This is a genomic window from Agarivorans sp. MS3-6, from assembly GCF_054112545.1.
This window is the reverse complement of record NZ_CM134202.1, coordinates 114,824-130,838: the sequence shown is the minus strand read 5'-3', so window position 1 is coordinate 130,838 and position 16,015 is coordinate 114,824. Positions and strand designations below refer to the sequence as shown.

The 16,015-nt window shown below is 42.8% G+C and carries 10 protein-coding genes; 5 read left to right on the top strand and 5 right to left on the bottom strand.

The features are described 5' to 3' along the window. Positions 1-257: 257 nt before the first annotated feature. Together ACVFI8_RS00670 and mobB are read right to left on the bottom strand one after the other, a co-directional pair. On the bottom strand, positions 258-2,396 hold the full coding sequence (locus ACVFI8_RS00670) for an FAD-dependent oxidoreductase (protein ID WP_457872735.1): 2,139 nt from the start codon (positions 2,394-2,396) through the stop codon (positions 258-260). Between the two features lie 57 nt (positions 2,397-2,453). Continuing rightward, entirely contained in the window at positions 2,454-2,972 is a 519-nt protein-coding gene (mobB, locus tag ACVFI8_RS00665) for a molybdopterin-guanine dinucleotide biosynthesis protein B (RefSeq protein WP_457872734.1), read from the bottom strand. Between the two features lie 121 nt (positions 2,973-3,093). Between mobB and tamA the strand changes: the two genes are divergently transcribed. From tamA to ACVFI8_RS00650, 3 genes are all read left to right on the top strand, one after another. After that, the gene (gene tamA, locus ACVFI8_RS00660; RefSeq protein WP_248715362.1) at positions 3,094-4,788 is read left to right on the top strand and encodes an autotransporter assembly complex protein TamA; all 1,695 of its coding nucleotides are present in this window, start codon (positions 3,094-3,096) and stop codon (positions 4,786-4,788) included. After that, positions 4,785-8,564, top strand: coding sequence for an autotransporter assembly complex protein TamB (tamB, locus tag ACVFI8_RS00655; RefSeq protein ID WP_457872733.1), 3,780 nt, complete (start codon positions 4,785-4,787; stop codon positions 8,562-8,564). The genes tamA and tamB overlap by 4 nt, the downstream gene beginning before the upstream one ends. Before the next feature lie 424 nt (positions 8,565-8,988). Next, entirely contained in the window at positions 8,989-10,359 is a 1,371-nt protein-coding gene (locus ACVFI8_RS00650; protein WP_457872732.1) for a glycoside-pentoside-hexuronide (GPH):cation symporter, read from the top strand. Positions 10,360-10,416: 57 nt separating this feature from the next. Here ACVFI8_RS00650 and ACVFI8_RS00645 read toward each other — a convergent pair whose 3' ends face one another. Then, positions 10,417-11,274, bottom strand: coding sequence for a tetratricopeptide repeat protein (locus ACVFI8_RS00645; RefSeq protein ID WP_457872731.1), 858 nt, complete (start codon positions 11,272-11,274; stop codon positions 10,417-10,419). A 148-nt stretch (positions 11,275-11,422) separates the two neighbouring features. On the opposite strand from ACVFI8_RS00645, the gene ACVFI8_RS00640 reads away from it, so the two are divergent. After that, positions 11,423-12,226, top strand: a complete 804-nt coding sequence (locus tag ACVFI8_RS00640; protein WP_248715366.1) for a response regulator — start codon at positions 11,423-11,425, stop codon at positions 12,224-12,226. 7 nt (positions 12,227-12,233) lie between these two features. Here ACVFI8_RS00640 and ACVFI8_RS00635 read toward each other — a convergent pair whose 3' ends face one another. Beyond that, complete coding sequence (locus tag ACVFI8_RS00635) at positions 12,234-12,518, bottom strand: HlyU family transcriptional regulator (RefSeq protein WP_248715367.1); 285 nt, start codon at positions 12,516-12,518, stop codon at positions 12,234-12,236. Positions 12,519-12,634: 116 nt separating this feature from the next. On the opposite strand from ACVFI8_RS00635, the gene ACVFI8_RS00630 reads away from it, so the two are divergent. After that, positions 12,635-14,044: a DNA recombination protein RmuC gene (locus ACVFI8_RS00630; RefSeq protein WP_457872730.1), complete on the top strand. Its 1,410-nt coding sequence runs from the start codon at positions 12,635-12,637 to the stop codon at positions 14,042-14,044. Positions 14,045-14,047: 3 nt separating this feature from the next. On the opposite strand, the gene malZ is transcribed toward ACVFI8_RS00630, so the two are convergent. Beyond that, the gene (gene malZ, locus ACVFI8_RS00625; RefSeq protein WP_457872729.1) at positions 14,048-15,880 is read right to left on the bottom strand and encodes a maltodextrin glucosidase; all 1,833 of its coding nucleotides are present in this window, start codon (positions 15,878-15,880) and stop codon (positions 14,048-14,050) included. Positions 15,881-16,015: the final 135 nt, after the last annotated feature.

Below are 16,015 nucleotides of genomic sequence, written 5' to 3'. Positions count from 1 at the left end.
TTGGGCATATCAAAACCGTCATTAACACACTTTTTGAGGCCTTTGTTGCCTAGCCATCAAAGGCGTAAAGTTTATTAGCATTTTCGTGGGTAGAAGGTTTGCTTGCTATTCAGTGGTAAAATAGATATTTGCCTCAACTCATTAAGTAACTTTAATGTTTAGCACTTAAATAATAAATAGGGCCTAGTTACTAGGCCCTATTTATTTTAGATTAAAGGTCGCAAGGTATTGCCAAAGCAGTCAGCTAGGCCGCTTGCTTAACCCTTTCTTGTCCAAGTATGAAACTTTTCTAAGTATGACAGGACCTTCTGTGGAGCATGATTACGTTTCCACTCTCCGGCTACATATTTGTTTGCTTCCATCATGGTTGGGTAAGCATGAATTGTTCCCAATATCTTATTCAAACCTAGTCCGTGTTTCATCGCTAGGGTAAACTCAGCAAGCAATTCGCCCGCATGTTCAGCTACTATAGTCGCACCTAAAATTTTATCTTTACCCGGCACAGTAAGTACCTTAATGAAGCCATTGGTGGAGCCTTCTGCGATTGCTCGGTCGAGTTCTTCTAATTGAAACTCGGTCACTTCGTAGGCAATCTCTTGCTGTTTCGCATCTTGTTCGTTCAGTCCTACTCGTGCGACCTCTGGGTAAGTATAAGTTGCCGCTGGAATGACCGAATAATCAGCTTTAAATTTCTTAAATCGGCCAAACAGTGCGTTCACTGCTGCGTACCAAGCTTGGTGGGCTGCAAAGTGGGTAAACTGGTAAGGGCCTGCTACATCACCCACAGCATAAATATTGGGAAAGTTAGTTTGAAGGTGGGCATTAACAGCCACAGTGCCTCGTTCGGAATTCTCAATCCCTAATTCTTCTAAACCAAAACCTTTAGTATTTGCCACTCTTCCAAGCGCAAGTATAACTTTGTCAAATTCTACTTGTAGCTGCTGTTCGCCTTGGGTGAGAATGACACTTTGTTTACCTTCATGGTTGTGAAAGCTTATTGCTTTCCACCCCAACTTAAGGTCTATGCCTTCTTTGGTAAATTGTTCTTCTAATAACTGACTAACCTCTATATCTTCGCGAATAAGCAAGTGATCGGCCATTTCAACTTGAGTGACCTGAGAACCTAAACGAGCGAAACTTTGGGTAAGTTCGCAGCCGATAGGACCGCCGCCTAATACTAATAGCTTTTGAGGTAACTCTGTTAGCTGCCATAAGCTATCTGAGGTTAGAAAATCAACATCTTGCAAGCCTGGAATAGCCGGAACCAGTGGCCGAGCGCCAGTAGCAATCACGATGTTTTGAGTAGTAACCAGTTTGCCGTCAATTTCAACTTCCCAAGGGCTACGAATATGCGCAGTGCCTTGAACGCAATTCACGCCTAAGCGGGTGTAACGTTCCACTGAATCATGGGGCTCAACTTGCTTTATAACTTGATGAACGCGTTGCATCACCTTTGCAAAATTGGCTTTAGCCGCCACTTTTTCGTAACCAAAATTTTCAGCATTGTTGGCTTCATAAGCAAACTTAGCACTACGAATTAGCGCCTTAGATGGCACGCAACCAGTGTTTAAGCAATCGCCACCCATTAAGTGTTTTTCAACTAGTGTTACTTTAGCTTTTACCGCTGCAGCTATATACGAGCTCACTAAACCGCCCGCGCCCGCGCCAATCACCAATAAATTATTGTCAAAAGATGTGGGTTTTTTGAAAGGCGCGTACACCCGACCTTGCTTAATTTTGTTTAAAATTGCTTTGCTAATGTAAGGAAGCACACCTAAAAGCGTAAAAGCGATGAGTAACGAAGGGGACAGTATTCCTGATAAGCTGTCGAGCTTTGCTAATTCTGTACCTGCATTAACGTAAACGATAGTCGCTGGAATCATCCCCAACTGACTTACCCAGTAAAAGGTTTTGAGTGGCAGTTTAGTCAACGCCATCACAAGATTAATAAGAAAGAAAGGAAAAATAGGGATTAGACGTAAGCTAAATAGATAAAATGCGCCTTCTTTTTCAATGCCTTGATTGATGCTTTGTAGTTTGTCTGCATAACGCTTCTCTAGGCTATCTCTTAATAAGTATCTCGCCACAAAAAATGCACAGGTTGCCCCAATACTACTGGCAAAAGACACCATTATGACCCCATTCACCACGCCAAATAGAGCTCCCGCTAGCAGGGTCAGCAATGCGGCTCCCGGTATTGAAAAAGCGGTGACAAATATATATAGGAAAAAGTAACCAACAATAGATACAAAGTAATGTTGCTCTACGCTAGATTGCAAGTCCGATTGGCTCTGTTTGATGGTGTCAAAATTTAACCATTGGCCCAAATCGAACCACCATGTAAGACCGATAATAACGACAAGTACCGCTACAACAATCTGTTTATTCGCTTTCATATTTTATTCTCTAAACAGTAGTGACAATGTATAGACCTTTAAGTTTATGATTCTATTTCACAAATTTTCGTTGTTAGTATAGTTCACTATGAATTCGCCGATTAAGTGTGGCTTGTTTAAATCCAGAATTGTAAGCGGTGACTCCAGTTTATTAGGGCTAGCCACGGCGATAATTGATTCGTCATTGGCACTGAGTAGCGGTTTGCCTAATTGTTCACGATAAACTTCAATCTTTGGTATTTCACTGTCACGATACCCTTCAACCAATACCAGGTCACAGGCAGCCCAGTTCACCCAATTCAGTTGTTCTTCGACGCTATCGTGATTGTGTTGCTGACTAAAGTGGTAACGTTTGTTGGGACAAGACAATATCACTTCAGATGCTCCGGCTGCTGTAAGCTTATGGCTATCTTTTGTGGGATCATCCAAATTAATGGTGTGATGACTATGCTTAATGACCGTCACCCTTAGTTTCTTTTCTATCAACATGGGGAGTATTTCACTCAGTAAACGTGTTTTCCCACTCCCACTAAAACCGGCAATACCCAGCACCGGTTTTGGCCATTTTTTATCCATTTGATTACTCTGTTAGTTTTTTTCGACTAATTTAGTCCAGCTTACCTAGATAAGTAGTTTTAAACTGCAAAAAAAGCTTTAAACTTAGCTATTAACGGAATTTTGATTGGGAAAGTAACCATTGTTTTTACGCTTTTGGCCGATGTTGCTTGTTTTATTTACCACTTCGGTAATTGCCATAGACTTTGATTACCAGGGCTTATCGGGTGAAACCAAAGATAATGTAAAGGTTTATTTAGAAGCGCAAACTTTTCCTGAAAATAGCAGTGCTAGACGAATTATTAGTGCCAGTAGCGAGCAAACAAAAAAGGCTTTACGTGCGCTTGGTTACTATCAAAGCAAGATCACCATTACTGAACAAGACAAAAAGGGCTACTTGGTGAATGTTGAGCTTGGTGAACGACTCAATGTTGGCAAGATAGAGTTTCAGTTTTCTGGTGAAGCCACCAGAGATACTCGTTTCAACAGCGCGGTCACAAAAAGTGGCTTAGCAGAAGGGAAACCCTTTTCTCACGCTGCTTATGATGGTTTAAAATCTGAATTTAATCGCTTAGCCGCTCGCTATGGTTACTTTGATGCGAGTTACCAACAAGCCGAAGTGAAAATCAGTATCAAGACCAATACAGCAGATGTTTATCTACATTATGATTCTGGTAAACGTTATCGTTTTGGCGATATTGTTTTCACTAACCCAAATCTTCCACGAGATATATTTGCCAATTTGGCCGAATTCAATACAAACGATCGGTACGATTCTCAAGACGTCGGCGAATTTAACCAACGCCTAGGTGAAACCGATTATTTTAAAGCTATTTCGGTGCGACCCGACTTAGAAAATCGCCACGATGGTCAAATCGATTTGCTGGTCGGGCTGCAATTAAAACCAAGGGATACCTTTGAAGTGGGTGGAGGGGTAACCACTGATATAGGCCCCCGTGTCCGGTTAAAGTGGAATCGACCCTGGGTAAATGATAGCGGCCATAGTGTAAGCTTTGAAATAGAAGCCGCAGAACCCAAACAAAGTGCGCTATTTGTTTATCGAATTCCTATGGATAACCCGGTAGATGATTATGTCGATGTACAAGCGGGTTATATTCGAGAAGATAATAACGATACCGAAAGTGAAAAAACCGTACTCTCTACCACGCGGCAATGGTTACTCCCTAATGATTGGAAGCCTTCACTCTTTCTAAAGTGGCAGCATGAGAAATACCGCCAAGCAGATCAGTATTCTATTACCGATTTAGTTTTACCGGGGGCAAACTTTGCGCGTCTTCGAAGCCGGGGGGGCTTAGACCCCTATTGGGGAGATAACCTTCAGGCAAGCGTAGAAGTTGGCCATCCCTATTGGGGATCTGATGTAGAAATGTTGCGTCTAGCCACGTTGGGTAAATGGTTACGCTCTTACCAGAACCACAGGGTGCTGCTTCGCGCTGATGTCGGAGCGATAATAGTTGATGAAATTACCGATGTACCTGCGTCAATGCGTTTCTTTGCCGGTGGTGACCAAAGCATACGAGGCTACGATTATAAAACTATCAGTCCCACAAACGACGATGGGCAGCTAATTGGTGGTAAATACATGACGGTGGGCAGTATTGAATACAATTACCAGTTTGCCGAAAAGTGGCGTTGGGCAACATTTGTTGATGCGGGTACGGCTACTAATGATTTCTCTGAACCGGTATCGATCGGGGCTGGCATGGGGATCCGTTGGCTTACTTTAATTGGTCCGTTAAGAATAGATGTAGCAAAAGGATTCCAAAATGAATCCGATCCCTGGCGAGTGCATTTTTCATTGGGGCCAGATTTATGATGTTTAAAACCATCAAGTACTTATTACTGTTGGTAAGTGCTTTGTTATTTTGTTTAGTGCTGGCCTTATCATCTAGCGGCGCGACCCAATGGATTTTAGCTAAAGCTAGCACTTTGGTTGATGGCTTAACCATTAGCGAAGCTGACGGTAATCTGTACCAAGGGATCAGTGCTCAACAAGTAATTTGGCAGCAAGCAGGGCTATATGTAGAGCTAAACAAGCTAGAATTCGCGTTAGACTGGTTATGTATCAGCCAAACGAAGCTCTGTGTCGATAAATTGCTAAGTAGTGCACTGATCGTGAAGGTGGATACAGCGGCAATGAGCGCAGCATCAACTGAGCCTGAACAAGCAGAGAGCACTGAATCAAACGACAGCCCTTGGACACCACCGTTCCCATTTGTTGTAAACCGGTTAGCGGTGAGCTCGGCCAAAATTAATGTTGATGGTATGCTAATTTCTTGGCAGGCCATACAAGCTCAAGCTAACTGGCAAAAATCGACTATTTCAGTTGATTACCTACATCTCGATGATTGGCTGTTCACCATGCCACCCATAGAGGACTCGACTTCACAGCCGCAAAAACAAGCCAGCTCAGCTCAAAGCATATTGCCTTTTGTTGTTGAACTACCCGACGTAAGCATGCCTTATCAAGTCATCGTCGATGATTTGCAACTACAAAAAGGCGCTGTTGATCTGACTACGCAAGTGTTAAATTTTCCTTCAATAAACCTACGCGGAAAATTGGATTTCTCTTATCTAGAGTTGCGCAAGCTTGAGGCAAGCACACCCTGGGGATATTTACAGTTAGCAGGCACTCAAGGTTTTCAAAAGCTATATCCGTCTCAGTTAAAGGGGCGATGGGAAATGCAAGTAGAGCAGCAGCCGTTGGCCTTAAGTTTTCAACTTTCTGGCGATGGCGAAGGCTTGTCTGCAGAGCTGAGTAGTGAAGGTTTGCTAGCTAGTCAGGTAGCACTAAATGCCGCTTGGATGGAAACCAACCTTCCTTTTGATTTTAGTGCAGAACTCACGCAAAGTTTTGAGTTATTACCCGAACAATTATCAATCGACTCGCTGACCATGGATGCTAACGGCGATTTGTCGGGTTACCAATTACAGCTATATAGTGATTTAGCTGGCTTACAAGACCTGTGGTTAAACGCCCAGTTGAGTGGTGATCTATCTCAGCTTAGCCAGCTAGCTATCCAAGGAGAACTATTAAAAAATAAGCTTATAAGCCCACAATCAGAAACCCTAGAGGAAAGCGAGCCGCCATCTAACCAATACGCAGATACTCAAGAAGCTGTAGGCGGCTTCAATATTAAGGGGAGCGCTCAATGGCAACCAAGCTTAAAAGCAGAGTTATCGATTGATTTAGATAACCTACAGCTTAGCCATTGGGTTGATTTAGGTAAGGAAAACGCATTACCTAATCTAGATGGTGTCATTCAGGCTGCTCTCGATGAAAAGCTATGGCATTTGCATAAAGCAGATTTAACCGGCGAATGGTTAGGACTTCCCTTAACAGCTGATATTACTGGTCAAGGTAATATTGACCAACAAACCAATAATGCAAAAGTTAAGCTTAAACTCGCTAACACCATGCTGATGGCAGAAGCCGCTGTGAATGAAGACCAGTTAGCGCTTAGTGCGCGCTTACAAGCCGACAATCTAGCAGAATTGCCTTGGCTGACAGAGGGCACGGTTGCTGCTGATATTGAAATATCCGGCCCACTCGCTATGCCAGTGTTTTCTTGGGAAATTAATAGCGAAAATGTTGTCAATCAACAGTTATCGCTTGCTAAGCTCATGACAAAAGGGCAGTTAACGCTAGACGAAGGCTTTAGCGGAGACATAGATCTAGCTCTTGAACGTTTGGCTGTGGCTGGTGAAACGATAAATGCCGCGAGCCTTGCTTATACAAGTAACAATAACCAACAAGGTTTACGTCTTAAAGCAGAACAAGATCAACGCGAGGCAGAGCTTTCATTGAAAGGCGAGGGGAACCTTTCTCAATGGCAAGGGCAACTCGCAAATGCGGAGCTCACTGCTGAATTGGGTACCTATTATTTATCTAACCCTATCGATTTACAGTATGCCAACTCTGTGGCCACTATTGGCAGCCATTGTTGGTCAAGAGATAACAGTAAAATTTGTTTACTGTCGCCGTTCTCTAGTGATGGGGAGAGTAAAGTGGCGCTTAAGGTTGAGCGGTTCGATTTTGCCATTTTTAATACCTTTATGCCCACTGAATATACTGTTGAAGGACAAGCTTCAGCGGTAATTAATGCGAAATTGAAGAATTGGTTACCACAAACGGGCAATCTGCAACTTAGCCTCACACCTGGCTCAATATCCCAAAAGACGGAAACTAACGCTCTCACTCTCAACTATCAAACCGTAGAGTTAAACGCTCAAATTAAGCAAGAGAATATCCACTGGCAAGCATTATTTGAATCGGAACAACTTGGCGCCTTACGTTCTGCTGGTAAAGCATCCTTAGATAAAAGTGGGGTCATTAGTGGTCAGTTACAACTGGATAAGCTTCAGCTATCGCCGTTATTACCCTTTATCAATGCCTTAGATGACTTAAGCGGTGAAATAGACGGAACGGTTATAGTTAACGGTAAACTACAAGCGCCGCAATTACGTGGAGAGATAAAGCTTACTGATGGGCGAGTATCGGGCCCCGATGTGCCTCTTAGCATCGATCAGCTGCACACCGAGCTTAATTTTGATAACCAAGTAGCGAGTTTAAACGGTGGGTTTAATAGTGAAGGTAAATCAGCATATTGGAAGGGTGAATTCAGCTGGCCAGATAACCAACTACTTGGCGAGTTAAATATCAATGCCAAACTGTTACCGATTAGCGTCGATCCCTATGCAAGTTTGGCGGTATCACCCGATGTAACCGTAGTCTTTTCTGATAGGCTTATCGATGTCAGCGGCATTATCGCCGTTGAAGAGGGCGCTATAAAAGTTAAATCCTTACCAGAATCTGCCATCTCAGAGTCTGCAGATGCGATTGTGATTGAAGAACAAACTGAAACCGTATCGCTACAGCGCACCAAAATAGATTTAACCGTCACCCTAGCTGAAGTTATCACTCTAGAAGCACTAGGTTTAGATACCAAGTTAAAAGGAGAATTAAACCTAAAACAACAACCGTTAGAACCATTGCGGGCGAACGGTCGAATTGAGCTCATAGACGGTGAATTTAATGCTTACGGCCAAAATTTGGTGATTGAAAAAGGCTGGATAATGTTTACCGGTCCTCTAGAACAGCCCTATTTAGACTTTGAAGCGATTCGTAATCCGAACACCATTTCTGACAGCGTTACTGTTGGGGTAAAAGTGATTGGTTTAGCCGATGCTCCACAAGTAACCTTATTTTCCGATCCCTCTATGTCGCAAAACGAAATGTTATCCTATTTACTAAGAGGTCGAGCGTTGAGCGACACCGAGCAAGACAATAACGCGCTTTCATCAATGCTACTCAGCGCTGGAATAAATCGCGCAGGCGGTATTGTCGGCAACGTGGGAAGTAGCTTGGGGCTAAGTGACTTGGCATTGAGTACAGCTGGCTCAGGTAGCTCTACCCAAGTAGAGGTGAGCGCTTATGTATTGCCTGGGGTTGAAGTTCGTTACGGAATGGGGGTGTTTGACCCAGTCAATGAGCTAACCGTGAAATATGAGATATTACCAAAGCTATTTATCGAAGCGTTCTCTGGTATAAATAGCGCATTAGATGTTTACTACGAGTTTTATCTAGACTGAAGTGGCTTCGTGGCTTCGTGGCTTCGTCGCTGCGTCGCTTCGTGGCTTTAAAGCTGCGAGTCAACGGTGTTACATGCAGCGTGTTCTAAATTTTGTTGTCACCATCACCGGCCTCACTCAAACAACCGCCATAGAATACTGCACCAGCCAATGATGACGCTTGTCAGCCTTACGCACGTTGTTCACTGACCCTATAAGTACAGATTGCTGCTCTTCTCAAACCCAAAAAGCCGATGCGCCTTAGCCTTTACAAATGATTTTCGATTAAACATTGCGCAACTTGCTAAAAGAATAAATGCAATACATAGATCGACCTATCACTTATAAAATAACGCAAAGACTCTTTTTTATAACATAATAGTTTGTTGGTGAAGCGTAATTAACAATGCGAATAGATAAAATACTAATTGCAGCGGAGAGTTTCATGGGCAATGTTCATTTAACGGTTAAAGAAAAAGTAGCTTACGGATTAGGAGATACAGGGTGTAATTTTGTATGGCAAACGGTCATGCTTTTTTTAGCGTATTACTACACTGATGTATATGGTTTATCACCGGTTCACATGGGAACCATGTTTCTCTTGGTAAGGTTTATTGATGCGATTACCGATCCGTTAATGGGGTCGTTAGTTGATAGAACGAGAACCAAACACGGACAATTTCGCCCTTATATACTGTGGATGGCAGTCCCCTTTGGCGTCGCGTGTATGATTACTTTCTATACCCCTGACTTGGGATCGACGGGGAAAATTATATATGCTTACTGCTCATACATTTTGCTCACTTTAATGTATACCGCAATAAACGTTCCTTATTGCGCCATGGCGAATGCTATGACCGATGACCCAAAACAACGTGTTTCTCTGCAATCTTATCGCTTTGCCTTAAGCACTGCGGGCGGATTGGTAGTGGCACTCGTCGCTCTACCTTTAGTGAAATATATTGGCCAAGGTGATGAACAAAAAGGCTACTTGGGCGCAATGGTAATAATGGGCATCGGAGCAATGGTGTTATTCTTCTATTGTTTTGCTAATACCAAAGAGCACATCACAACCGAAGTTAATCAAAGCCAAAAAAATTCTGCATTTGGTGACATAAAACTATTATGGGAAAATACCCAATGGCGAGTGCTGTTTATACTTAATATCGTGTTGTTGACCGGGGTTGTGTTAAAAGCTGCGTCCACCATGTACTACGTAAATAGTGTAATGGGCCGTCCCGATTTAGCGACCTGGATGATGGTAGCAGGTATGCTAGCCAACATTGTGGGTGCTATGGCCTCAGCGCCGGTGTTAGGTCGTTTTGATAAAGCTAAGACTTACAAAGTCTTGATTGGCGTGTCAGGGCTTCTTTCTGGCTTGATGTTTTTCATAGAGCCTAGCAATATTTTACTGATATTTACTGTGATGATCGTGTTGAGTGTGGTGCAAATGAGCACAACACCGATATTGTGGAGCATGATGAGTGATGTGGTTGATTATGAAAAATCGCGCAGTGGTCGCTCTTTAAGTGGCATGGTTTTTTCAACTAACTTGTTTGCAATAAAAGCGGGTATTGCTATTGGTGGCGCTTTGGTCGGTTGGAGTCTTGCTGGTGCAGGATATGTTGGTGGAGCAGAGTCACAGTCTAGCCAAGCAATAACGTGGATAAACATGTTGTATACATTACTGCCTGGGCTATTTTTTGTTTCGTTGGTGTTTATTATGCACTATTACCGTTTAGATGCAGATAAACTAAAGCTGATAAAAACAACATCAAATAAAACCGATAGCGAGCTCGTTGCTGAAGCGGTTTAAGTCATGCAAAACAAGCCAGTATCGTCTGATATTGGCTTGCTCTCACCCCTTACAGGCCTAATAAAGCAAACTAAAGTACTTTCGTCTAAATTGTGATGAAAGCGGGTCACCATTCAAGGTAGCAAGTATATCGAGGAAGTTTTTCTTAATTTTCCCGTCTACTGATTCAAGGTCTTTTTGTAGGATAGCGAACAACAACTCTAAAGCCTCTTGGTTTCTACCTGCTTGAGAATATTGAATGGCTAAATTTAAGCGTAGCTCAGCAGAGTCTTCACTGGTGGCTAACTTGGCTTCTAAGGCTTGTATCTCTGGGCTTTCTGCGGCAGCCTTTAAGAGTTCTAACTGGCTTTTTAGTTCGTGAAAATCAGCTTGTTGGTCTTCTAAAGGTAAGGCATTTAGCAGTGTTTCTGCTTCTTCGGCATGTTGATTATTTAATAAAGCTTGAATAAGCACCAAAATGATATCGTTGCGTTGCGGAGCCAATTGGTGCGCTTCTCTTATGACGCTAAGCGCTTCTGCTGACTGGTCGGCCTCAAGTAAAGCTTTAGCTTTGGCTAGCAATTGCTCTTCTGGAGCGGGTAAATGACGAACGATGGTTTCTGCAATCACTTCTGGAGAGGGGATGTCGGTAAACCCATCTACAGGTCTGCCTTCCTTTAGAATGACTACCGCAGGAGCCTGTGCTACTCCTAGTTGCTGTGCAAGTTGGGCCAACTCATCCATATTAAGCTTAGCCAAGACAAAGCTTTCACCGGTTTGCTGGTGGATTTGCTGTAACAGTCCAAATAAAGGCTCACACTGGGGGCTAGCGGGTGACCAAAACTGTACGACTACAGGTTGATTAAATGAGCCTTCAATTAATACCTGTTGGGCATTTTCAAAGCTAATATCGATAACAGATGTAGTGGGCTGCATAGTGTTTTCCATTATATTGTTTAGTCTTAATTTGGTGACTAAATGCATGTTTTTCAAGTCAATGTCGAAGATTAACAAAATAGCGGTAAAAAAGGTGAGTTTAAAGGGGTAATATAAGGCGAATTATTGCTAGCTTTAATTGGATTTTATGGACTCTTTATCCTTAGCTGATTTAACCATTTTGTTGGTCGAACCCTCAAATATGCAGCGCAACATCATTCGAACGCGTTTACACGAAGCGGGTGTTGATAACTTTTTGTTGGCAGAAAATTGCCAACAAGCGCTAGAAATAGCGTTAAAAACTGCCCCTGACTTAGTGGTTAGTTCAATGTATTTTTCGGACGGTACAGCCACCGATCTGGTTCAACAACTACGTGCCAATAATCTTAGCCGCGATGTTGCCTTTATGCTGATCTCTAGCGAAGCATGCCACCATACTTTAGATGCAATTAAGCAAGCGGGGGTGATTGCGATGTTACCCAAGCCCTTTGAATTCACCCATTTGTTAGCCGCATTACAGGCAACGATTAGTTATATCGAACCTGATAGTGAAGTGATCAATAATATTGATATCTCCGACAAAACCATACTCGTGGTAGACGATAGCCAAACTGCTCGTCGCCATATTTCGAAGGTCTTGGAAAATATCGGACTGATTAACTTATTAGTGGCCGAACATGGGCAAGAAGCCTTAACGATATTAGAAAGCAATCAGGTTGACTTGGTGATCACTGATTACAATATGCCGGTGATGGATGGGGCCGCTTTAATCGAAGCACTGAGGCAACATCCTAAGTTTTGTGACATTCCAGCCTTAATGGTAACTTCAGAAAATAACTGCGCCAAATTAGATGGGGTTCGGCAAAGCGGTGTTTCCGCTTTGGTAGACAAGCCTTTTGATATTGACGCAGTAAAACAGGTGCTTACGCGGTTATTTGAAGTCGAAAAATAGCCTGGGTTTACTCAAATATTTGATCACCCATCTGATCGATAAAGGTTTTACACTTATGCAACGCTAGCTCGGCGGCATCGTCTGAACTAGCGCAGGTGTCTGAACGAATAAACGTATGTTCTCTCAACTCGCCATCGATAGTTTTACTGATTACTGCCGCTACTCGGTACTGGCCATTTGCCGACTGAGGGCTAGGCGCAATAGTAAAGTCGCTATATTGTTCTTCAGGGTAGCTTTTGGCTTTAGCTGGCTCTGATTCAAATAATTTCTTAAAAGCTGAAAAGATACTCATGTTGATGATTTTCCTAAAATTAAGCTAAAACATGCTAAACAGCTACGCGCTTAGTCGGCTGTTTACGGTATGATGCATCATAACGAGCAAATCACCACAACCGCAATGGTATTACTGTGAACTTAGAGATTATTTCTTCTCAATTTAGTCAAATTAGCCTTTTGGTTACCTTATTTTTATTGTTTCTTGTTTTATTATTGTTAGTGGTAAATCGTATAAACACTGGCACTACCAGTAAACAAACTGACTTGTTAAAGCAAAATATTGAACAACAACTCCTTGAGCAAGAACAGTTGAAATTAAACGCTGATGCGCTGCAGCAACGTTTACAAGATCAGCTCATTAGTAATGCTGAATTACGCAACGAACTCGAGAATTTAACCACAGTGAAGGAACAGTTCGATACTAGCCAACAGCTGTTACAACGTGAGCAACAGCGCTGCGCCTTATTGCAGCAAAAGGACCTCACTTTGCAAGAGCGCATTGCTTATCTGGAAAAAAGTGAAGAGCGGTTAAATGCTCAATTTGAACTGTTAGCTAATCGTATTTTCTCGGAGAAGGGGGTAGAGCTTCAGCAACAAAGTAAGCTGAGCATCGAATCAGTGTTACAGCCTTTAAAGCAACAGTTGGATGGCTTTAAGCAACAGATTCAGAACAGTTACGAAAATGAGGCTAAGCAACGCCATTCATTGAAAGATCAGATAGTCACATTACAACAACTCAATCAACAAATGAGCGATGATGCTGTAAAGTTAACTAAAGCGTTAAAAGGCGATAACAAGCAGCAGGGAGACTGGGGAGAGTTAATTCTTGAGCAAATCCTTCAATCTTCAGGCTTGAGAGAAGGGCACGAATATCAAACTCAAGTAGTTGGTGTCAATCAGCATGGTAAAACCATTAAGCCTGATGTGGTGGTGAAATTACCCGACGACAGAGCTGTCATTGTTGATTCTAAAGTCAATCTGGTTGCCTATGAACGCTATTACAATAGTGATCAGCAAGAGGTCCAACAAAGTGCTTTAAAAGAACATGCAAAAAGCTTAAGAAGTCAGATCATTGGTTTGAGTAAAAAAGATTACCATACGCTTTATCAGCTACAATCTTTGGATTATGTATTGTTGTTTGTGCCTATAGAAGGTGCATATCTAAGTGCCTTGGAACAAGATCCTAGCTTAGTGAAATTTGCGGTTGAATTGAATATTTTGCTGGTAAGCCCTAGCAGCCTAATGGTGGCGTTACGTACTATTCAAAACCTCTGGCGCAGCGAACATCAACAACAAAATGCTCAGGTGATCGCCCAACGCGCTGGTAAGTTATTTGATAAGTTTGTAGCTTTCACTGAAGATCTCCAAAACCACGGCCAGCAATTACAGCGTTCTAACGACAGTTATCAACATGCCATGAGCAAACTAAGTACCGGTAAAGGTAATTTAGTTAGGCAAGCACAGTTGTTAAAGGATTTACAAGTCAGTTCAAGCAAATCATTGGAAGCCAAGCTGCTAGCCGATAGCCAGCAGCAAGACTAGTGCTTAATGACTGCTTAGTACCATTGATGAATGGGCGGGCAACGAGAGTATAAGCTGTTGCTGCTCTACTGTTATTTGCTTGCCAGTGTGGAGCTGAGTATAACGATGTGAATACTGCGCGGCACTCAGGTCTATAGAGATGCTTTGCGCCTCGCCTCGGTTAATCACTACCAGGCTGTTTTGCTCGGGCAACCAGCGTTGAAACACCCAAACATCTTCAAGCTCAAGTAAACTAATAAGATCGCCTTCTTGTAGTTCTTTACGTTGTTTGCGCAGTTTGATTAACGCTTGATAGTGTTGCAATACCTGCTGGTCCCATTGCTGCTCATCCCATGGGAAACAACGGCGACAATCCGGGTCGTTAGCGCCTGTTAAGCCCACTTCGTCACCATAGTAAATAGACGGCACGCCAATATAAGTTAACAACAGAGTCGCGGCCACCATCGCCAGCTGTTGATTCTCTTGGACCAAGTGGGTGAATCTAGGCGTATCGTGGCTATCAAGTAAGTTGTATTGGGCAAGTTGATTCGCAAAGGGGATTGAGCCACGTGCTTCGGCCAACCAGTTAGCAAAGTCACTGGCGTTCAGTTTTACTGGAACGTAACGGGGAACGTCTACCTTAGCCAAAAAAGCCACCACCGGCTGATTAAAGCCATAGTAGTTCATGGCCGCGTCTTCTTGATCGCCTTGCAACCATTGGCTAGCTTCGGCAAAGTGTTCGCCAATCATATAGGCTTCTGTATTCACTTCTTTAATCGATTTTCTAAATTCTGCAACGTAATGGGCATTATGTTGAGCGCTGTTATGCTCACCAAGCATGTGAATAACATCAAAACGCCATGCATCAATAGAGAAGGGCGGCTTAAGCCAATATTTCAATACCGATTGTGGGCCAGAGTATATAGCTTGTTGTACTTCGGTATTGGCAAAATTGAGTTTAGGTAAGGTTTCTACACCTTTCCAAGACCAGTAGTTTCCGTGGTTGTCAAAATGATACCAATCTCGAAACAAAGAATCTTGATTATGGTAGGCACCACCTTTGCCTTGCTGGTAGAAATCCATCCAATGGTGTTGGTTGGACGTGTGGTTAACCACGGCGTCTAACATTAGCTTCATACCACGTTGTTTCATCTTACTGGATAAGTTAATTAAGGCTTGGTCTCCTCCAAAGTGGGGCTCTACTTTGAAGTAGTTGCTGCAGTCATATTTGTGATTGCTAGGCGAACAGAAAATCGGATTTAGATACAAGGCGGTAATGCCGAGCTGCTCTAAGTAATCAAGCTTTTGTTCGATGCCGATTAAGTCACCACCATAAAACTCGGTGGCACCGGTTCCTGAGTGCGATTGAGCAACTGGCTCACCCCATTGTTTTTGCAGTACTTTCCTGCCATCCCGGTGATAGCTATAGCTTTGGTCATTGGGAGTTAAGCTTGGGTCACCGTTTGCAAAGCGCTCAGGGAATATTTGATAAAAAACTTGTTGTTTCACCCAGGCTGGCGGTTTATCAAGAGTATTGATGCGAAAGTGATAGTGCTTTTGCGGAAGACGAGATGATTCTCCCGCTGCATGTAAATAGATTTGTCTGTCGTTCAGTAGAAACTTGAAGCAGTAAAGGGTTAATGGACTGTGAGGGCTGATTGGGATCGTTGCTTGCCACTTTAACCAATTCCCTTCAACTATGGGTTTTTTAAGCTCGATAAGCCATTCTTCGTGATCGGGTTCCACCCGAACAAATATTTTTTGATAAGGATGGTTTATCGCGGTGTAAAGGGTGACTTGATAGCTGTCTTGCTGCTGAATAAGCTGACTTTGAGGATGGAAGCGAAAATCAGTCATTTATTTACCTTATAGTTTTTTCTCTAGTATCCTTTTCTGCTGTTATGCTTTCAAGTATGAAAAGAGAAATTGCCATTATAGATTTGCTCGTGGGGCTTTATCACTTAAGTAGAGAAAAACACGCGTAAATGTTTA

Coding starts and splice junctions, on each gene's coding strand:
- ACVFI8_RS00670 (WP_457872735.1), bottom strand. CDS start 2,396: ATGAAAGCGAATAAACAGATTGTTGTAGCGGTACTTGTCGTTATTATC.
- mobB (WP_457872734.1), bottom strand. CDS start 2,972: ATGGATAAAAAATGGCCAAAACCGGTGCTGGGTATTGCCGGTTTTAGT.
- tamB (WP_457872733.1), top strand. CDS start 4,785: ATGATGTTTAAAACCATCAAGTACTTATTACTGTTGGTAAGTGCTTTG.
- ACVFI8_RS00650 (WP_457872732.1), top strand. CDS start 8,989: ATGGGCAATGTTCATTTAACGGTTAAAGAAAAAGTAGCTTACGGATTA.
- ACVFI8_RS00645 (WP_457872731.1), bottom strand. CDS start 11,274: ATGCAGCCCACTACATCTGTTATCGATATTAGCTTTGAAAATGCCCAA.
- ACVFI8_RS00640 (WP_248715366.1), top strand. CDS start 11,423: ATGGACTCTTTATCCTTAGCTGATTTAACCATTTTGTTGGTCGAACCC.
- ACVFI8_RS00635 (WP_248715367.1), bottom strand. CDS start 12,518: ATGAGTATCTTTTCAGCTTTTAAGAAATTATTTGAATCAGAGCCAGCT.
- malZ (WP_457872729.1), bottom strand. CDS start 15,880: ATGACTGATTTTCGCTTCCATCCTCAAAGTCAGCTTATTCAGCAGCAA.